This is a genomic window from Pantoea sp. BS_8 (assembly GCF_041954965.1).
GTDB classification, from domain to species: domain Bacteria; phylum Pseudomonadota; class Gammaproteobacteria; order Enterobacterales; family Enterobacteriaceae; genus Pantoea; species Pantoea stewartii.
Genome location: NZ_JAVAXU010000003.1, coordinates 134739 through 151464, shown reverse-complemented (window position 1 = coordinate 151464; position 16726 = coordinate 134739). Strand labels below are relative to the sequence as shown.

Here is a 16726-nt window from a genome sequence, read left to right as displayed (position 1 = left end):
CTTCGAGAACATAATCCTAAGCTCTTTGCTCACGCCTCAGATGCACCAGTAGCACGAGAATATGTGTCTCCCTGGACAGCCGCTCACGTCGCTATATTTGTGACTGCTTCAAGGACTGGGGTTTGAAGGAAGGGGGACTGCCCTTTCATTCTGCAAGGATTCAACTCAGGAGAAAGTATGAACCTCAGACCCGTGATTGATTACTTTGAGCAAACAGTTCGGCCAACTGTGGACGAGTTTTATGCAGATGAGATGAACATGCGTCGAGGACCTATAGCAGCAATCGTCCTCTACCATGTTTATGATTACGCAAAATCCAATGGTTTTGGAAAACCAGGTGATAGCTTGCAGGGTAAAAATAAGATGTTATATGAAGTGGTTCATGCTGTGGCGAATGCATCAAAACATTTTCAGTTACATCAGCACGCAATCGCACGGCACGTTGAACAGATTGCATCTGATCATAACGAAGGACTTTTTAGTGCGCCTTTTGGTGACGGTGTATTCACTGAAGCTAATGGCATTTATTTAATTTTGGATGAACCACAGTCGCATGATGGACGAGATTTTGAACGCGTCGAACTCAAATCAGCGATTAAATTTGTTTTTACTTTCTGGGAGAGTGAGATAATGCGATTCAAAGAGGATTATAAACATAATCCATATTAGTCTTTATCTTATGGATTTTAATGAGGGTTTCGGTTCCCCTCCAAACTCGCTTGATTGGAAAATTCAATCTAAGTATGATTTTTTCATCGAAAGGTAGGGGGCACGAATGATCGAGTGCGAGATGGATTACAGCAAGGTAAGTGCTGACGGTAGAACTGTTAAATTACTTTGTTATGGTGTAGGAACCTTTGATGTCTTCTCGGGCGAAAACCCGACGACTAACATTGCCGAATGCGCATATAAGAATAAAGCTGCGCTTCCTCCGGGCACATACTGGATTGTTCCCCGCCCGACAGGCAGTATGAGTAACCGTGTACTTAGTGCAATTAAAGACTGGCGTAACGGCACCGATCACAGTGAGTGGTTTGGTCTTTATAATGACGCTACTATGAGTGACCATCTCTATGTACATGGCTCTGAGCGTGGTGGTTTCAGGCTGCATCCTTTGAGACCGGATGGAAGTGGGGAGTCATGGGGATGTATAACATTCTATAAAATCCCACAGTTCAACATTCTTCGTAATGCATTACTTAAGACAGAAATGATGCAGGTGAAAGCCGGTGTTAAAGCATATGGACGTGTGACTGTTAAAGGGAGAACAGATTATGACAATTGCAAAATCAACTAATCGCAGGAATTCTGTTTTACTTTTCATTTTGATATACGTGGCTTGCCTTGCCATTGTCTTTTTTGTCCGCCCCGTTTGGCAGTTTACAGAGAAACTGTCCCACTACATTGATGATATATTGAATGCAACAGGTGTTGCGATGGCCGATGGTGAATTTGACCCGGCCGGGTTATGGGTTATTTTTGGTATTCCTCTAATATTATCTATAGCGATTTTTTTTATAATTAGGATAGTGAAAAAAAGATATAAATAAATCGCTAAATGAGTGTGGATGACCACACTCTGTATAAATGCTGTTGAGAACAAGGTCTAATAAGAGTCCGTAACTTCAATGGTGGTGTAATCTCTCAGTTTCACCTGTAAATTAACTATTCATTTTAAAACACCGCCTGGCTCATACGGACGGGTGAGTTGAGCCTGCGTCGCCTTCTCGTTTTATCGGGCGCTTTTCATATTTCCCTCGTACGTTCTCGTTACGATTGTTCTAACTGCTGAACCAGCCATCCCCTGAACGCGTCAAGCTGCGAGATAAATTCCCTGGCTGATGCGCCGGGCTGATAACTTTCGGCGAGAAAGAAGGCGATGGCAGCTTCCTGGTCGGGATAACGCAGAACAAAGCGCGATACATGCTCGGCAAGCGTTGCAGGCCAGTCCGCGTCGCTATCCTGGCGCAGCATATTCGTTGAGCGAATAACTTTTCTGGCGGCGGCGCGTTGCCACTGCTGGCGGCCGGGCAAGGCGCAGGACAGTTTCGCGACATACTCGTCTAAAACCTTTGTGAAATCGCCATTTAGTGCCCTCGCCAGCGCTTTCGAGGGTCTGAACCGGTTAAAACGCACCGATAAATCTTCACCGTAAAGGCAGCGGCAGTGATGCTTTAGCCAGTATCCCCATGTATTAAGGTTGTTCGGATCCATCACCTCACTTAGCGTGCCTTTATCAACGTCGATTTTACTGACGACAGGATGCCTTGCCGTAAGCCTCTCTTTTACGGCCGCCAGGCTGTCGCGCGTAGCGGGCGCGAGCGGATGACGAAAGACAAGACAGACATCCAGATCAGACTGCCCTTCGACGGCTGTGCCAAACGCAACGCTGCCATAGAGCCACAGGCTGTGAAGATCATCGCCGACGGTCAGACGGAGTTGATGAATAGTATCGTCAACGATTGCCTGAAACGCCGGTTGAAAGGCGGTCACAGGTGGAACGGCGATGTAACCCTCGGCATCCAACGCCATAAACGCTCCTTTAAGAAGAGAGAGGACTGTGTGGCAAGGGGCAGACTGCAAACTGCTGTCAATGCAAAGTAGCAGGGTGACTCAGGAAGGGTAAAGCGTAAGCGTTAAACCGTCTCTGGTTAAAAGCAACAAGGCGAGCCAGTTGGCTCGCCTTGTCTGTTGCGTAAGCCCGGAATCAGAATGCCAGCACCAGGCCTGCAATGGCTGCGGACAGCACGCTGACCAGCGTTGAGCCATACAGCAGTTTCAGGCCGAAGCGCGAAACGACGTTGCCTTGCTCTTCATTCAGGCCTTTAATCGCGCCCGCGACGATGCCGATAGACGAGAAGTTAGCAAAAGACACCAGGAAAACCGACAGAATACCTTCGGCATTTGGCGACAGCTGGCTGGCGATTTTCTGCAGATCCATCATCGCCACAAACTCATTGGAAACCAGTTTCGTTGCCATGATGCTGCCAACCTGCAGCGCTTCGCCTGATGGCACGCCCATCACCCAGGCAAAAGGATAGAAGACGTAACCCAGCACGCCCTGGAACGTGATACCGAAAATGAAGTCAAACAGCGCATTCAGGCCAGAAATCAGGGCGATAAAACCAATCAGCATTGCTGCGACGATGATGGCTACACGGAAACCAGCCAGGATATATTCGCCCAGCATTTCAAAGAAGCTCTGACCCTGGTGCAGATCCTGCAACTGCAGGTCTTCTTCGTTATCGACGCGGTAAGGGTTGATCAGCGACAGTACGATAAAGGTACTGAACATGTTCAGCACCAGCGCAGCAACCACATACTTAGGCTGCAGCATGGTCATGTAGGCACCCACAATCGACATGGACACGGTGGACATCGCGGTCGCCGCCATCGTGTACATACGACGCTGTGACATTTTGCCCAGAATGTCTTTATACGCGATAAAGTTCTCAGACTGTCCCAAAATCAGAGAGCTTACGGCGTTAAACGATTCCAGTTTACCCATGCCGTTGATCTTAGACAGCACCGTACCGATGCCGCGAATCACCCACGGCAGGATGCGGAAGTGCTGAAGAATCCCGATCAGCGCCGAAATGAACACAATCGGACACAGGACGTTCAGGAAGAAGAAGGCCAGACCTTTATCGTTCATGTTGCCAAAGACAAAGTTGGTGCCCTGAGCGGCATATTTCAGAAGATGATCGAAGAAACCGGCGAAGCCTTTGACGAATCCCAGACCGGCTTCTGAGTTCAGGAAGAACCAGGCCAGAATGATTTCGATAACCAGAAGCTGAATAATGTAGCGAACCCGAATACTTTTTCTGTCGTGGCTGACCAGCAAGGCCAGCACACTGACTACCACTAGTGCTAAAAGAAACTGCAAAATATGGGACATGTTTGCTCCAAATTTGAGGAGGATTGTATTTTGCTGCGTATTCTATGTAACGGCTTACCGAAAAACGAGATCTCATCCACAATATAAGTATTCACTATCGCCAAATTTCTCAGAAAACTCTCAGCGATCACGTCCTGTAACCAAAATATTCACATGGATTTCACTTAAATCTATTGTCTGTAATTTGCACAACACGTAGAGTGACTAAAATACGTTGTATAAGTAGGGCTTTCTTAGCCCTGATTTATAGCAATGGCTATACTTTATAGCATTATCTATCATAGCGATTAGCGAAACCGAATTTCACTCGTACCTGTGTCGCCTTAAGCTACACAGGTTAACTCAGACAGGGTACCCGATATGCTAGAAAGCCGTGCCGCAGAACGCGCAGCGCGTGGCGCCAGAAAAATCAAACTCGCTTTACTGGGGCCTGCCTTTATCGCCGCGATCGGCTATATCGATCCGGGCAACTTCGCGACCAATATTCAGGCCGGTGCCGCGTATGGCTACCAGTTGCTGTGGGTGGTGGTGTGGGCCAACATTATGGCCATGCTTATCCAGCTGATGTCAGCAAAGCTCGGTATTGCCACGGGCAAGAATCTGGCGGAACACATTCGCGATCGGTTCCCGCGTCCGGCCGTGTGGTTTTACTGGGTGCAGGCAGAGATCATCGCGATGGCGACCGATCTGGCGGAGTTTATTGGCGCGGCTCTGGGATTCAAACTGCTGCTGGGCGTCTCACTGATGCAGGGCGCGGTCCTTACCGGTGTGGCCACCGTTCTGATTTTGATGCTGCAAAACCGCGGGCAAAAGCCGCTGGAGCTGGTGATCGGCGGATTACTCCTGTTTGTTGCGGCCGCTTATATTGTTGAACTGTTTTTTTCCCAGCCAAAAGTCAGCGAACTGGTGACAGGCATGGCGCTGCCTTCACTGCCGAATGCCGATGCGGTTTTCCTGGCGGCCGGTGTGCTGGGTGCAACCATTATGCCGCACGTCATCTACCTGCATTCTGCCTTAACGCAGGGAAAAAGCCGCGACAGCCAGGCGCAACGTTACTCTTCCACTAAGCTGGATGTGGCGATCGCGATGACCATCGCCGGTTTTGTTAATCTGGCGATGATGGCCACGGCCGCTGCGGCTTTTCACTTTAGCGGCCACAGCGGTATTGCGGAACTCGATCAGGCTTATACCACCTTGCAGCCCTTGCTCGGTCATGCTGCCGCGACGGTATTCGGCCTGAGCCTGGTCGCGGCGGGGTTATCCTCCACCGTGGTGGGTACGCTGGCGGGCCAGGTGGTAATGCAGGGCTTTATCAATTTCCATATCCCTCTCTGGGTCCGTCGTGCCGTCACCATGGTGCCGTCATTTATCGTGATCTGGGCGGGCTGGGATCCCACGCGTGTGCTGGTGATGAGCCAGGTCTTGCTGAGCTTTGGTATTGCACTGGCGCTGATCCCTTTGCTGGTCTTTACGGGGAACCGTGAGCTGATGGGCGAAGCCCTGGTAAACAGTCGTCTGATGCAGAACACCGGTCGAATCATTGTGGTGCTGGTGGTCAGCCTGAATATTTACCTGCTCGTCGGACAGGCCATGGGCATGTAGCCTTACCCGGCAGCGATCGGGCACGGCTTTAAGCGCTGAATGCCACAGTTTATAATGTCACTCTCTTCCCGAGTCAGGAGTGACATCATGCGCACGCCAGATTACCCTTCAGACGACCATGTGAAATGGGCCGCCGTTGACGATTATTTTTCACAGTTGTTAGCGCCGCCCGATAACCACCTCAGCGCGGCCCTCCAGGCAAACAGTCAGGCCGGGCTGCCAGCTCATGATGTTTCGGCGGTGCAAGGTAAAATGCTGGCGCTGTTAATCAGCATTCAGAATGCCTCACGTGTGCTCGAAATCGGCACACTCGGCGGCTACAGCACGATCTGGATGGCGCAGGCGCTGGGCGAGGGGGGAACTATCACCACGATAGAAGCCGATCCCCGCCATGCGCAGGTTGCCCGCGAAAATATTCATCAGGCTGGCCTGTCCGACCGGGTTAGGCTGCATGTGGGGGCGGCGCTGGATGTCCTGCCGCATCTGCAGGCTCCCTTTGATCTCATTTTTATTGATGCGGACAAAAAAAATAATCCCGGCTATCTTCGCTGGGCCATTCGGCTCTCCCGGCCCGGCAGTCTCATTATCGTCGATAACATTGTTCGCGGCGGTGCCGTGATTGATGCCGGTTCTACCGACGGCAACGTGCAGGGCGTACGTGAGTGTCTGCGGCTGCTGGCCAGCGATCCCCGACTGGAGGCGACCGCGATTCAGACCGTGGGCGAAAAAGGCTGGGATGGCTTTGCGCTCGCCCGGGTGAAAAGCCGCGAGGAGTAAGCGCAGGTTGTCTGCCGGCACGCAGGCCGGCAGAGGACGGTTAGCGGTAGTGATGCGGCTCAGGGTGCGCATGACGCCAGTGGCGTCGTTCATGTTCCCACTGGCGTTGCCGTTCACGCGCGTGCCAGCGACGTTCCCGTTCCGCTTCCTGATGACGTCGCCAGGCATCATGCCGCCACCAGCGTCTTTCCTTATAAGCGTAGCGATCGTTAAACCAGCGCGGTTCACGCCAGCGGTCGCCATCCCAGTAATAACCCCGGCGGTCCCGGTCGCCCAGATGCAGCGTGACGCCTGGAGCCAGGCGTATCTCATTTCCCGAGGCTTGTGCTGTGTGCATCGCCAGCGGCGTTAACACTGCTATGAAAGCAGCAAAGCATACTCCACGTATCATTATCTTCTCCTGCAGCAGCTTATGATTACTGCTGTCACGTCATTCTGACGGTATTGCACAAAGAAGCCTGCACATGTTGTCTGAAAATACGCGAAAAACAGGGCTTTGAGAGTTTTCTGGCACAGCCGCCCGCGTGCGCGGGCAAACCGTATCAGGCCAGTATCGCCTCAATGGCGGCGAGTTCGTCTGTCGAGAGCGGTGACTGGGTCAGCATCTGCACCGCGTCATCAATTTGTGCCGTTTTACTGGCCCCGATCAGCACGGAGGTAATGCGCGGATCGCGCAGCACCCACGTTAACGCCATTTGCGCCAGTTTCTGCCCACGCTGTTCTGCCAGATCGTTCAGCTTACGCACCCTGGCCATTTTCTCTTCCGTCAGCTGATTTTCATTCAGGAACTTACTGCCGCTGGCGACGCGGGAATCGGAGGGAATACCCTGCAGATAGCGATCGGTCAGCACACCACCCGCGAGGGGCGAAAATGCGATACAGCCTGTGCCATGCTCATCCAGCGTCTGCAATAAGCCCTGTTCCGGTGTGCGTTCAAACAGGGAGTAGCGGGGCTGATGAATCAGGCAGGGTGTCCCCAGATCGCGCAGAATCGTCATCGCTTCAGCAGCCCGCTCTGCCGGATAGCTGGAAATGGCGGCATACAGCGCCTTGCCCTGACGGACAACGTGATCCAGCGCCCGCATGGTTTCTTCCAGCGGCGTTTCCGGATCGGGACGGTGATGGTAAAAGATGTCAACGTAATCCAGGCCCATTCGACGCAGGCTCTGGTCCAGACTCGCGACCAGATACTTGCGCGAACCCCAGTCGCCGTAAGGGCCTTCCCACATGGTATAACCGGCCTTGGTCGAAATAATCAGCTCGTCGCGATGCGCCTGAAGATCGTCGCGCATAATGCGACCAAAATTGCTTTCTGCGGAACCGGGCGGCGGACCGTAGTTATTCGCCAGGTCAAAATGGGTGATGCCGCAGTCAAACGCATGGCGCAGCAACTGCCGGCTGGTCGCTAATTGGGTGCTGTCACCAAAGTTATGCCACAGGCCCAGTGAAATCGCAGGAAGCTTCAGTCCACTGCGTCCACTTCGACGCCATTGCATATGCTGATACCTGTCGGGGCGAGGAAAAGCTGTCATAGAAAAGTCCTGAGTGAAAACGATTAAATGTGCCAAAACAGTGGGAGTGTATACGGTTACACTCAGGATTAATCCGTGTCAGATCGCATATCTGCCGAATAATCCACGGTCGTAACGCTTGCTTGCCATGTAATCCATTGGCGAAATGACAGGCACTGTTCGCTAAATTAACGCCATGTCAGATACTTATCAAAACACTCCCCTAAAGGAATTCGCTATGTCCTCTTATACGGTTGGTGATTATCTGTTGGCGCGTTTGCAGGCGTGCGGTATTCGACATCTGTTCGGCGTACCGGGTGACTTTAATCTGCAGTTTCTGGATCGGGTGATTGCGCATCCGACAATAAGTTGGGTGGGATGTGCCAATGAGCTGAATGCCGCTTACGCTGCGGATGGCTATGGACGCTGTTCGGGTATGGCGGCGTTGCTCACCACCTTTGGCGTAGGGGAGCTCAGCGCAATCAACGGTCTGGCAGGCAGCTTCGCAGAGTACGTGCCCGTGATTCATATCGTGGGCGCGCCGTCGAGCCAGGCGATGCAGCAGGGAGACTGCGTGCACCACACCTTAGGGGATGGCGATTTTGGCCATTTCATCCGCATGGCAAAAGAGGTTAACGTCGCCACCGCGCAACTGACCGCTGAGAATGCCACCGCCGAAATTGACCGGGTTTTGAGCAGCGTTATCCAGCAACATCGTCCGGGCTATCTGCTGTTGCCTGTCGATGTTGCCCAGGCCGAAACCGCTGCGCCCGTTCATCCCCTGGTATCGTCGGCTTCGTCACCCGAATCCCTGCGCAGCGCGTTTCGCCAGGCCGCCGAGCGGTTACTGGCACCGGCGCAACGCGTTTCACTCCTGGCCGATTTCCTGGCGCAGCGCTGGCAACAGCAACCGGCGCTGGCTGCGTTACGTGCCGGGCGTGCTTTTCCGTGCGCCACACTGCTGATGGGCAAAGGCGTGCTGGATGAGCAGCAGCCGGGGTTTGTGGGCACTTACGCAGGTGAGGGCAGTGAAGGCCCGGTACGCCAGCAAATTGAAGAGGCAGACGTCACGCTCTGCGTCGGCGTGCGCTTTACGGATACGATTACCGCTGGATTCACTCAGCAATTTCGCCCCGATCGGCTGATCGACGTGCAGCCACACAGCGCCAGCGTCGCGGGACAGACGTTTGCCCCGTTGTCGATGGCCGATGCGTTGCAGACATTACTGCCGTTGTTCGAACGCTATGGCGCAGGCTGGCAGTCCGCCGGGCCAGTGAAACCGGCGGCGCCTGTCCCTGACGCGACTATCATCAGCCAGTCTGCCTTTTGGCAGGCCATGCAGTCTTTTATCCAGCCCGGCGATATTATTCTGGCGGATCAAGGCACCGCGGCGTTTGGCGCGGCGGCGCTGCGCCTGCCTGCCGGGGCGCAGCTGCTGGTACAGCCGTTATGGGGATCCATCGGTTATACTCTGCCAGCCGCGTTTGGTGCCCAGACGGCACGCCCGTCACAGCGCGTCATCCTGATCATTGGCGATGGTTCGGCACAGTTGACCATTCAGGAACTCGGCTCGATGCTGCGGGATGATCAGCATCCAATCATTTTTCTGCTCAATAATGAAGGCTATACTGTGGAGCGGGCCATTCATGGTGCAGACCAGCGTTATAATGATATTGCCCAGTGGAACTGGACAGCGCTGCCGCAGGCATTCAGTTTACACTGTCAGGCACAAAGCTGGCGCATCAGTGAAACCGTGCAACTGACCGCACTGATGGCGCAACTGACACAACAACACAGACTGTCGTTTATTGAAGTCGTGATGCAAAAAGATGACCTGCCGCCCCTGTTACGTAAAGTCTCAGCCTGTCTGAGCCAGCGCAACGGCGGATGAGATTCGGAAAGTTGCCTCTGTGCAGGCCAGACTAACGCGGTTAGGCTGTTGCACACACGAGTCAGACGCTCACCTCAAGCTTCGGTGGGCGTTGTTGTTTTATCGGCAGGATTTTATAGTGTCCTCCAACTCTTTAAGACCCCCAAGCGGAGCACCAGAAGAATGACAACTTATGCCTTGGTCGGCGATGTCGGCGGCACCAATGCCCGCCTCGCTTTGTGTGAGGTGGAAAGCGGCAGCATCTCCCAGACCAAAACATTCGCAACATCAGACTACGACAGCCTCGAAGCCGTCATCCGCCATTATCTTGATGAACAAAAGCAGGATATTAAAGACGGCTGTATCGCCATTGCCTGCCCGATTACCGATGACTGGGTTGAAATGACCAACCACGACTGGGCCTTCTCGACTAAAAAGTTGAAGGCGAACATCGGTTTTGAACACCTGGAAATTATTAACGATTTCACCGCTGTCTCCATGGCGATTCCTATGCTCGGCGAAGAGCATGTCATCCAGTTTGGCGGTAAATCGGCGGTGAAGGATAAACCGATCGCGATTTACGGTGCGGGAACCGGCCTCGGCGTCAGCCATCTGGTACACGTCGACCAGCGCTGGGTCAGTTTACCCGGTGAAGGGGGACATGTTGATTTTGCCGCTAACAGCGAAGAAGAAGATCAAATTCTGGAAGTCTTACGGGAAGAATTAGGTCATGTTTCAGCAGAACGTGTGTTGTCAGGCGCTGGTCTGGTCAATCTCTACCGTGCGATTGTAAAAGTCGATAACCGTGAGCCGGAGAATCTGAAGCCACGCGAAGTCAGTGAGCGCGCCCTGGCGGACAGCTGCACCGACTGCCGTCGTGCCTTATCGCTGTTCTGCGTCATCATGGGACGTTTTGGCGGTAATCTGGCGCTGAACCTCGGGACCTTCGGTGGCGTTTACATCGCGGGCGGGATCGTGCCGCGTTTCCTGGAGTTCTTCAAAGCCTCGGGTTTTCGTGCCGCTTTTGAAGACAAAGGGCGCTTCCGTGACTATGTTGCCGATATCCCGGTTTATATGATCACGCATGACCAACCCGGGCTGTTGGGTGCCGGTGCGCACCTGCGCCAGACGCTGGGTCGTATTCTCTAGTTTGCATGCTCTGTCCTGCCCGACGCAAGGGCAGAGCCGCCTTTCCCTCTCACAACCGCATCAGTAGCCGAAACGCTTTTACTTTGCTGCGGCTGACCGGTACCTGTACTTCCATATCCCGCAACTTCAGCAGATAGGTATTGTTAAACCAGGGTTCGATTTCCCGGATTTTGTTGAGGTTGACGCAGTAGGACCGGTGGCAGCGAAAGAACAGGTGTTCGGGCAGGCGTGAGCAGAATTCCGTCATTGTCATCGACATCACATAGGCTTCACGGCGGGTATAGACGAAGGTTAACTTCTCGTGCGCCTCAACGTAGTAAATGTCATTCACGTCGGTCACGATAATGCGTTCATCTTTGGTCAGATTCACGGTCAGTACGCTCTGCGCCATTGGCGTCTGAGTGGGCGCGTGCTGTTGCTGCCAGGTGGCTTCCAGCTTGTTCAGCATCGTGACGATACGGGATTCATGATACGGTTTCAGAATATAGTCAAACGCTTCCAGTTCAAAGGCTTCCACGGCATGCTCTTTCCAGGCCGTGATAAACACAATCAGGGGCTTATGAACAAACTGATGAATACTCTTTGCCAGTAACATGCCATCCAGAGAGGGAATATTGATGTCGAGAAAGATCACATCAACCCGATTCTGCTGCAGATATTTGAGGACATCCAGACCGTCATCAAAGCAGGCCGCTATCTCAATCTTACTGTGTTGCTGAATCATCCAGCTCAGCTCTTGCTGGGCCAGAAATTCGTCCTCGACGATGATGGCTTTCATGCAAGGTTCCCCACCAGTAACTGCCCGGTTTTGCTCAGTGTAAACGCGATTTCGGTGCCGGGCTGATGACGCGCAATGTGTAGCCCTTCGCCCGAGAGTAACTTCACCCGGTGATGGACATTTAACAGGCCAATTTTATTGCCGGGCATTTCGTTGCGAGCCACACGATCAATCACCTCGTCACTGATCCCTTTACCGGTATCACGCACGGCGATGCGCACGCGGTCGCCCAGGTCTCGCACACTTAACGTCACCACACCTTTACCTTTACAGGGCTGAATGCCATGAACAATAGCATTCTCCACCAACGGCTGAATCAGCAGGCTGGGCAGGGAAAAATGCAAATCCTCGTCAATGTCATAAATCATGGTTAACTTATCGCCAAAGCGCGCCTGCTCAATCGCTATATAATCTTTTACCTGCCAGAGTTCTTTCTTGATATCGATAAGCTCATCGTCATTCAGTTCGAGGTTGTAGCGCAGATAGCGCGATAAGTTGATGACCAACTGGCGCGCCGTATCGGGATTGAGCCGGATAGATGACGAAATGGCATTCAGCGCATTGAACAGGAAATGCGGATTAATTTTGCTCTGCAGGGCACGCAGTTCCGCTTTATTGGCCATTTCGCGCAGTTGCTCCGTACGCGAGACTTCCAGCTGCGTCGAAATAATCTGGGACAGGCCTACCGCCATCTCTTTCAGCGAGCCGGTGATGCGGTGCGCACGACGGTAATAAATCTTCAGCGTGCCGGTCACCTTGCCTTTTTCCCACAAGGGGATGACGATCATGGAGTGAATATCTTTCGTCCGGTGGGCTTCGTCATTGTTTTTGATGATGATCTTCCCACTGTGCATCGCCTGCGCCGTCGTCGGGCTGATCCCGTCGTCACCATGCTGGTAATTGTGTTCACCGTAGCCAACATAGGCCAAAATCTTCTGCTTGTTGGTCATCGCGACGGCATCGGCCTTGATTTCCCGTCGAATGATGTCACAGACACGGCGCAGGGAATCGCTGTTGACCTGACGGAACAGCGGCAGGGTCTGGTTAGCGATATCCAGCGCCAGTTTTGCCTGACGTGCCGCAATAGCCTCTTTTTCACCTTCCACGCTCTGCACCAGCAACACGATTAAGCCAATGCTGGCGGCGCCCAGAATCATCGGCAGGGCAATTTCAGAAACAATGGTCAGCCCGAGCGCGGTGGGCGTGGCCCACAACACGATAAGCAGCATGGTCAGACTTTCGCAAAACATGCCGCCCAGAATCCCTACCAGCCAGCGCCGTTCGCGTTGCACCCGGCGATGAATGGCACCGGCGACAATGCCGGCGATGATGCTGGTCATCAGGCAGGGCACTGACGTCACACCATGAATATCTATCAGGAAGCGGTGCAGACCGGCAATCACACCGGTGGTAATGCCAACCCAGGGACCAAACAAAATACCGCCAGCCATCACGGCGATCACCCGTACGTTGAGCAATGAACCGTCGACATTGACCCCTGACCAGGTACTGAAAAGTGCAAACAGTGAAAAAATGGCAATCACGGCCGCTTTTTCCAGCGCCGTATGCTCATCTTTCTGCAGGATCTGACGAAAAGGTGGGGTTCGCGTCAGAAAAAACAGGCAAATCAGCATCAGCGCCGCACGGTCAAAGACGGCCAGAAGCATAGTAAAGTGTGAAGTCACAGGCGACTCTTCAGCGAGGTCAAAGAAGGTTATGATAAAAAATGTGATGATGTTGTGCCAGCGTGCCTGACAGCCAGCCGGGCAGTTCATGTTTTAGATCAATTTATTCAAAAGCTGAAAAAGAGGAAATGTTGAGCTCATTTAAGAGGAACGTTTTTCCGCTGCCAGTGCGGCCCGGTCCACTGTGGTCAGGCCCGGTGACTTTATTACGTGTTATCGCCCGGAGTGATGTATGCATCTGACTACCTCGCGTTTGACGTTAACCTCTTTGCAGCCTGAAGACTGGCAGCTGTTTCGTGCGGTACATGAAGATCGCGATACTATGCGCTGGGTAAGTGACATTCCCGATGAAGATGATATCCGTGAGCGGTTTCGTCAGCGTCTGGCACCCTGGCAACCCGGCAGTTTTCACATGTTATGCCTGGTCATCAGGCGGCGCGACAGCGGGGAAGCCATCGGGTTATTGGGTTGTACGCCTGAATGGCAGCCCGCCCGTCAGGCGGAGGTGGGATATATGCTGCTGCATCGCCACTGTGGTCAGGGGTTTGGCAGTGAAGCGCTGGAGGCGCTGTGTGCGTGTTTGTTCGACGCCGATTTTCTCAAACTCCGGGCGCTGGTGGTGGAAGGAAACTGGGCTTCCCGGCGAATTCTGGAAAAAAACGGCTTTCTGCTGAAACGGACGCTGCAAAATAATTATCTGCTGAATGACCGCTGGGTGAATGACTGGCTGCTCGAGCGGCTCAATCCGGGAAAATAAAAAATTTCCTGCTTCTCTCGACAAAGTTGTTATTAGCGCGTTATGTTCTTGTTGAGGTCACCGCAGTGACCAGCGTCGCTCGGACGGTCCGGGCGCTAACGTTTCCAGAGGATACCATGGCTGATAACAGCACCACTCGTCGTTTCTCGCGTATTGAACGCCTGCCCCCTTACGTCTTTAACATTACCGCTGAACTGAAGATGGCTGCGCGTCGGCGCGGCGAAGATATCATCGACCTTTCAATGGGTAATCCCGATGGCGCGACGCCGCCGCACATTGTCGAAAAACTGTGCCAGGTGGCTCAACGTGAAGATACGCACGGCTATTCCACATCGCGCGGTATTCCTCGCCTGCGGCGTGCTATTTCACGCTGGTATCAGGAGCGTTATCAGGTAGATATTGATCCCGAATCGGAAGCGATAGTCACCATTGGTTCCAAAGAAGGTCTGGCTCACCTGATGCTGGCCACGCTTGACCATGGTGACACGGTGCTGGTGCCGAATCCCAGCTATCCCATTCATATCTATGGGGCCGTTATCGCAGGCGCTCAGGTGCGCTCCGTCCCGCTGGTGGAGGGCATTGATTTCTTCAATGAGCTGGAGCGTGCTATTCGCGAGAGCTATCCTAAACCTAAAATGATGGTGCTGGGTTTCCCGTCGAATCCCACTTCTCAGTGCGTAGAGCTGGACTTTTTTGAGCGCGTCATCGCGCTGGCCAAACAGTACAACGTGCTGGTCATTCACGATCTGGCCTATGCCGATATCGTCTATGATGGCTGGAAAGCGCCGTCCATTATGCAGGTGCCTGGCGCACGGGATGTGGCCGTCGAATTTTTCACCCTGTCAAAAAGCTATAACATGGCCGGCTGGCGCATAGGTTTTATGGTGGGCAACAAAGAGCTGGTCGCCGCCTTAGCCCGAATCAAGAGCTACCACGATTACGGCACCTTTACGCCCTTACAGGTCGCGGCGATTGCGGCCCTGGAAGGGGATCAGCAGTGCGTGCGCGATATTGCCGAACAGTATAAACGTCGCCGCGACGTGCTGGTGAAAGGGCTGCATGAAGCGGGCTGGATGGTGGATATTCCCAAAGCGTCGATGTACGTCTGGGCAAAGATTCCGGATCATTATGCGCATCTGGGCTCGCTGGAATTTGCCAAGCACATGCTGCAGGAAGCGAAAGTATGCGTTTCACCCGGCGTGGGCTTCGGTGATTATGGCGATACGCACGTCCGTTTTGCACTGATTGAAAACAGCGATCGTATCCGACAGGCGGTAAGAGGCATTAAGGCGATGTTTCGCGCCGACGGCATTTTGCCGGGCAGCGTGAAAAGTATGGAAGAACAGATTTAACATCCCATTGGGGCGACCACCTGTCGCCCCTGTGGAATGCCTGCAGAGACTACAGCATCAGCACAAAGGTGCCGACCCAAAGTAGTACAAAGAAAGAAATTCCCATCAGCGCATATTTCACAAGCGAACTCCTCTGAGCGGTTACGATATTGGCGATCCCATCCAGCGCAACGCGGACAGAAAGGATAAGGTCGCCGTTCAGATTTACGGTCAACGATCTCCCGTACGAACTGAATAACTCAGAACAGGATCGGGGCTAATCTACGCGTATTCAGACCGAAAATAAATAGTTTGGTTCTGAGAGTTTGTTCACATTTTTATCGAACGTCAATGTCTGGCACTGCCGACATGCCTACGCGGAGTTGCGCCAGGTTTTTCTGGTCCTGGTCCAAGACAATTTTAACCGGTAATCGCTGAACCACTTTCGTGTAGTTGCCGGTCGCATTATCGGGAGCAATCGCCGCAAATGTCGCGCCTGTCGCGGGGGCAAGACTGTCGACGTGACCGGTAAAAATCTGGTCAGGCAAAGCATCTACCCTGATGCGGACGGGTTGACCCGGACGCACATCCTGCAACTGCGTTTCCAGATAATTCGCGGTGATATAGGTTTGTTGTAACGGCACCACCGCCAGCAAACGGGTACCGGCGGAAACATAGGCGCCCAGGCGCACTGCGCGCTGTCCCACCATGCCGGCCACCGGGGCCACAATGCGGGTGTAAGACAGATTAAGACGTGCCTGGTCGACGCTGGCTCGGGCGGCAGCAACATCCGCTTCGGCGGATCGGACGGCTGCCTGCAGCACGCCAACCTGCTTAATTGCAGAAGCGAGCGCGGCTTCACTCTGACGCACCGCGGCGCTGGCAGAGCGCTGCGCCGAGCTGGCTTTTTGCTGCTCGTCAGCGGCAACGGTGCCGCGCTGATAGAGACGGTTATAGCGTTCGGCACTCTGTCCGGCATATTGCGCCGAAGCCTGACTGGCGGAAACGCTGGCCTTCTGTTCATCAATGACCGACTCCTGCTGCTCCAGCTGTGCTTTGCTGCTCAACAGTTTGGCTTCACTGACCTGCAATGCGGCCTCCGCGCTTTCCAGTGCCACTTTGTAATCGCGATCGTCCAGCGTCGCCAGGAGTTCACCGGCGGCAACCTGCTGGTTATCTTTCACCCTGACGCTGGCGATGTACCCCGACACTTTGGGCGCAACAAGGGTGTAATCGGCATTGACCCAGGCATCATTGGTACGGTGATCGTTACGGGTCATCACGGACCAGACAATCAGCGCCATCGCCAGCAAAACCAGCAGCAGCAGGGAAAGCAGCACGGTTTTTCTCATTACTAAAGCACGCATA

The 16726-nt window shown here is 53.5% G+C and carries 16 protein-coding genes and 1 pseudogene; 9 read left to right on the top strand and 8 right to left on the bottom strand.

Features of this window, described 5'->3' with window-relative positions:
- Nucleotides 1–177 precede the first annotated feature (177 nt).
- The 3 genes from RAC65_RS09570 to RAC65_RS09560 all read left to right on the top strand — a co-directional run bounded on the left by RAC65_RS09570 (nt 178) and on the right by RAC65_RS09560 (nt 1550).
- On the top strand, nt 178–669 hold the full coding sequence (locus RAC65_RS09570) for a hypothetical protein (RefSeq protein ID WP_375096633.1): 492 nt from the start codon (nt 178–180) through the stop codon (nt 667–669).
- 121 nt (nt 670–790) lie between these two features.
- Nucleotides 791–1297 (top strand): DUF2778 domain-containing protein, encoded by a 507-nt coding sequence (locus tag RAC65_RS09565; protein WP_239001171.1) that lies wholly within the window; start codon nt 791–793, stop codon nt 1295–1297.
- Complete coding sequence (locus RAC65_RS09560) at nt 1275–1550, top strand: hypothetical protein (RefSeq protein ID WP_054633379.1); 276 nt, start codon at nt 1275–1277, stop codon at nt 1548–1550. Before RAC65_RS09565 ends, RAC65_RS09560 begins: the two co-directional genes overlap by 23 nt.
- 220 nt (nt 1551–1770) lie before the next feature.
- Here RAC65_RS09560 and RAC65_RS09555 read toward each other — a convergent pair whose 3' ends face one another.
- Nucleotides 1771–2532 carry a nucleotidyltransferase domain-containing protein gene (locus RAC65_RS09555; protein ID WP_172912880.1) on the bottom strand — a complete coding sequence of 254 codons (762 nt, stop codon included), beginning with the start codon at nt 2530–2532 and terminating at the stop codon, nt 1771–1773.
- Between the two features lie 175 nt (nt 2533–2707).
- Entirely contained in the window at nt 2708–3898 is a 1191-nt protein-coding gene (locus tag RAC65_RS09550) for a NupC/NupG family nucleoside CNT transporter (RefSeq protein ID WP_006120376.1), read from the bottom strand.
- A gap of 357 nt (nt 3899–4255) precedes the next feature.
- On the opposite strand from RAC65_RS09550, the pseudogene RAC65_RS09545 reads away from it, so the two are divergent.
- Nucleotides 4256–5500, top strand: a pseudogene (locus tag RAC65_RS09545) (Nramp family divalent metal transporter); the annotation flags it as partial.
- A gap of 87 nt (nt 5501–5587) precedes the next feature.
- The gene (locus RAC65_RS09540) at nt 5588–6277 is read left to right on the top strand and encodes an O-methyltransferase (RefSeq protein ID WP_375096632.1); all 690 of its coding nucleotides are present in this window, start codon (nt 5588–5590) and stop codon (nt 6275–6277) included.
- Nucleotides 6278–6317: 40 nt separating this feature from the next.
- Here the strand turns inward: RAC65_RS09540 and RAC65_RS09535 are convergent, their stop codons facing one another.
- Both RAC65_RS09535 and mgrA read right to left on the bottom strand, forming a co-directional pair.
- Complete coding sequence (locus RAC65_RS09535; RefSeq protein WP_054633383.1) at nt 6318–6668, bottom strand: DUF2502 domain-containing protein; 351 nt, start codon at nt 6666–6668, stop codon at nt 6318–6320.
- A gap of 151 nt (nt 6669–6819) precedes the next feature.
- Nucleotides 6820–7809 (bottom strand): L-glyceraldehyde 3-phosphate reductase, encoded by a 990-nt coding sequence (gene mgrA / locus RAC65_RS09530; protein WP_375096631.1) that lies wholly within the window; start codon nt 7807–7809, stop codon nt 6820–6822.
- A gap of 217 nt (nt 7810–8026) precedes the next feature.
- Between mgrA and RAC65_RS09525 the strand changes: the two genes are divergently transcribed.
- Both RAC65_RS09525 and glk read left to right on the top strand, forming a co-directional pair.
- A complete protein-coding gene (locus RAC65_RS09525; RefSeq protein ID WP_375094109.1) occupies nt 8027–9679 on the top strand; it encodes a thiamine pyrophosphate-binding protein in 1653 nt (550 codons plus the stop codon).
- 162 nt (nt 9680–9841) lie between these two features.
- Nucleotides 9842–10807, top strand: coding sequence for a glucokinase (gene glk / locus RAC65_RS09520; RefSeq protein ID WP_039339845.1), 966 nt, complete (start codon nt 9842–9844; stop codon nt 10805–10807).
- A gap of 49 nt (nt 10808–10856) precedes the next feature.
- Here the strand turns inward: glk and RAC65_RS09515 are convergent, their stop codons facing one another.
- A complete protein-coding gene (locus RAC65_RS09515) occupies nt 10857–11585 on the bottom strand; it encodes a LytTR family DNA-binding domain-containing protein (protein WP_058701245.1) in 729 nt (242 codons plus the stop codon).
- Nucleotides 11582–13252, bottom strand: coding sequence for a sensor histidine kinase (locus RAC65_RS09510; protein WP_039340149.1), 1671 nt, complete (start codon nt 13250–13252; stop codon nt 11582–11584). Before RAC65_RS09510 ends, RAC65_RS09515 begins: the two co-directional genes overlap by 4 nt.
- Nucleotides 13253–13502: 250 nt before the next feature.
- Between RAC65_RS09510 and RAC65_RS09505 the strand changes: the two genes are divergently transcribed.
- Both RAC65_RS09505 and alaC read left to right on the top strand, forming a co-directional pair.
- Nucleotides 13503–14027, top strand: a complete 525-nt coding sequence (locus RAC65_RS09505) for a GNAT family N-acetyltransferase (RefSeq protein WP_039339839.1) — start codon at nt 13503–13505, stop codon at nt 14025–14027.
- Between the two features lie 116 nt (nt 14028–14143).
- Nucleotides 14144–15379: an alanine transaminase gene (gene alaC, locus RAC65_RS09500; protein ID WP_006120363.1), complete on the top strand. Its 1236-nt coding sequence runs from the start codon at nt 14144–14146 to the stop codon at nt 15377–15379.
- 49 nt (nt 15380–15428) lie between these two features.
- Here alaC and ypdK read toward each other — a convergent pair whose 3' ends face one another.
- Nucleotides 15429–15500, bottom strand: a complete 72-nt coding sequence (gene ypdK / locus RAC65_RS09495) for a membrane protein YpdK (protein ID WP_006120362.1) — start codon at nt 15498–15500, stop codon at nt 15429–15431.
- 196 nt (nt 15501–15696) lie between these two features.
- Complete coding sequence (locus tag RAC65_RS09490) at nt 15697–16725, bottom strand: HlyD family secretion protein (protein WP_058701247.1); 1029 nt, start codon at nt 16723–16725, stop codon at nt 15697–15699.
- Nucleotide 16726: the final 1 nt, after the last annotated feature.

Bases quoted from the DNA above. Each gene is read 5' to 3' on its own strand.
- RAC65_RS09570 (WP_375096633.1), top strand. From the start codon at position 178: ATGAACCTCAGACCCGTGATTGATTACTTTGAGCAAACAGTTCGGCCA.
- RAC65_RS09565 (WP_239001171.1), top strand. From the start codon at position 791: ATGGATTACAGCAAGGTAAGTGCTGACGGTAGAACTGTTAAATTACTT.
- RAC65_RS09560 (WP_054633379.1), top strand. From the start codon at position 1,275: ATGACAATTGCAAAATCAACTAATCGCAGGAATTCTGTTTTACTTTTC.
- RAC65_RS09555 (WP_172912880.1), bottom strand. From the start codon at position 2,532: ATGGCGTTGGATGCCGAGGGTTACATCGCCGTTCCACCTGTGACCGCC.
- RAC65_RS09550 (WP_006120376.1), bottom strand. From the start codon at position 3,898: ATGTCCCATATTTTGCAGTTTCTTTTAGCACTAGTGGTAGTCAGTGTG.
- RAC65_RS09540 (WP_375096632.1), top strand. From the start codon at position 5,588: ATGCGCACGCCAGATTACCCTTCAGACGACCATGTGAAATGGGCCGCC.
- RAC65_RS09535 (WP_054633383.1), bottom strand. From the start codon at position 6,668: ATGATACGTGGAGTATGCTTTGCTGCTTTCATAGCAGTGTTAACGCCG.
- mgrA (WP_375096631.1), bottom strand. From the start codon at position 7,809: ATGACAGCTTTTCCTCGCCCCGACAGGTATCAGCATATGCAATGGCGT.
- RAC65_RS09525 (WP_375094109.1), top strand. From the start codon at position 8,027: ATGTCCTCTTATACGGTTGGTGATTATCTGTTGGCGCGTTTGCAGGCG.
- glk (WP_039339845.1), top strand. From the start codon at position 9,842: ATGACAACTTATGCCTTGGTCGGCGATGTCGGCGGCACCAATGCCCGC.
- RAC65_RS09515 (WP_058701245.1), bottom strand. From the start codon at position 11,585: ATGAAAGCCATCATCGTCGAGGACGAATTTCTGGCCCAGCAAGAGCTG.
- RAC65_RS09510 (WP_039340149.1), bottom strand. From the start codon at position 13,252: ATGCTTCTGGCCGTCTTTGACCGTGCGGCGCTGATGCTGATTTGCCTG.
- RAC65_RS09505 (WP_039339839.1), top strand. From the start codon at position 13,503: ATGCATCTGACTACCTCGCGTTTGACGTTAACCTCTTTGCAGCCTGAA.
- alaC (WP_006120363.1), top strand. From the start codon at position 14,144: ATGGCTGATAACAGCACCACTCGTCGTTTCTCGCGTATTGAACGCCTG.
- RAC65_RS09490 (WP_058701247.1), bottom strand. From the start codon at position 16,725: ATGCGTGCTTTAGTAATGAGAAAAACCGTGCTGCTTTCCCTGCTGCTG.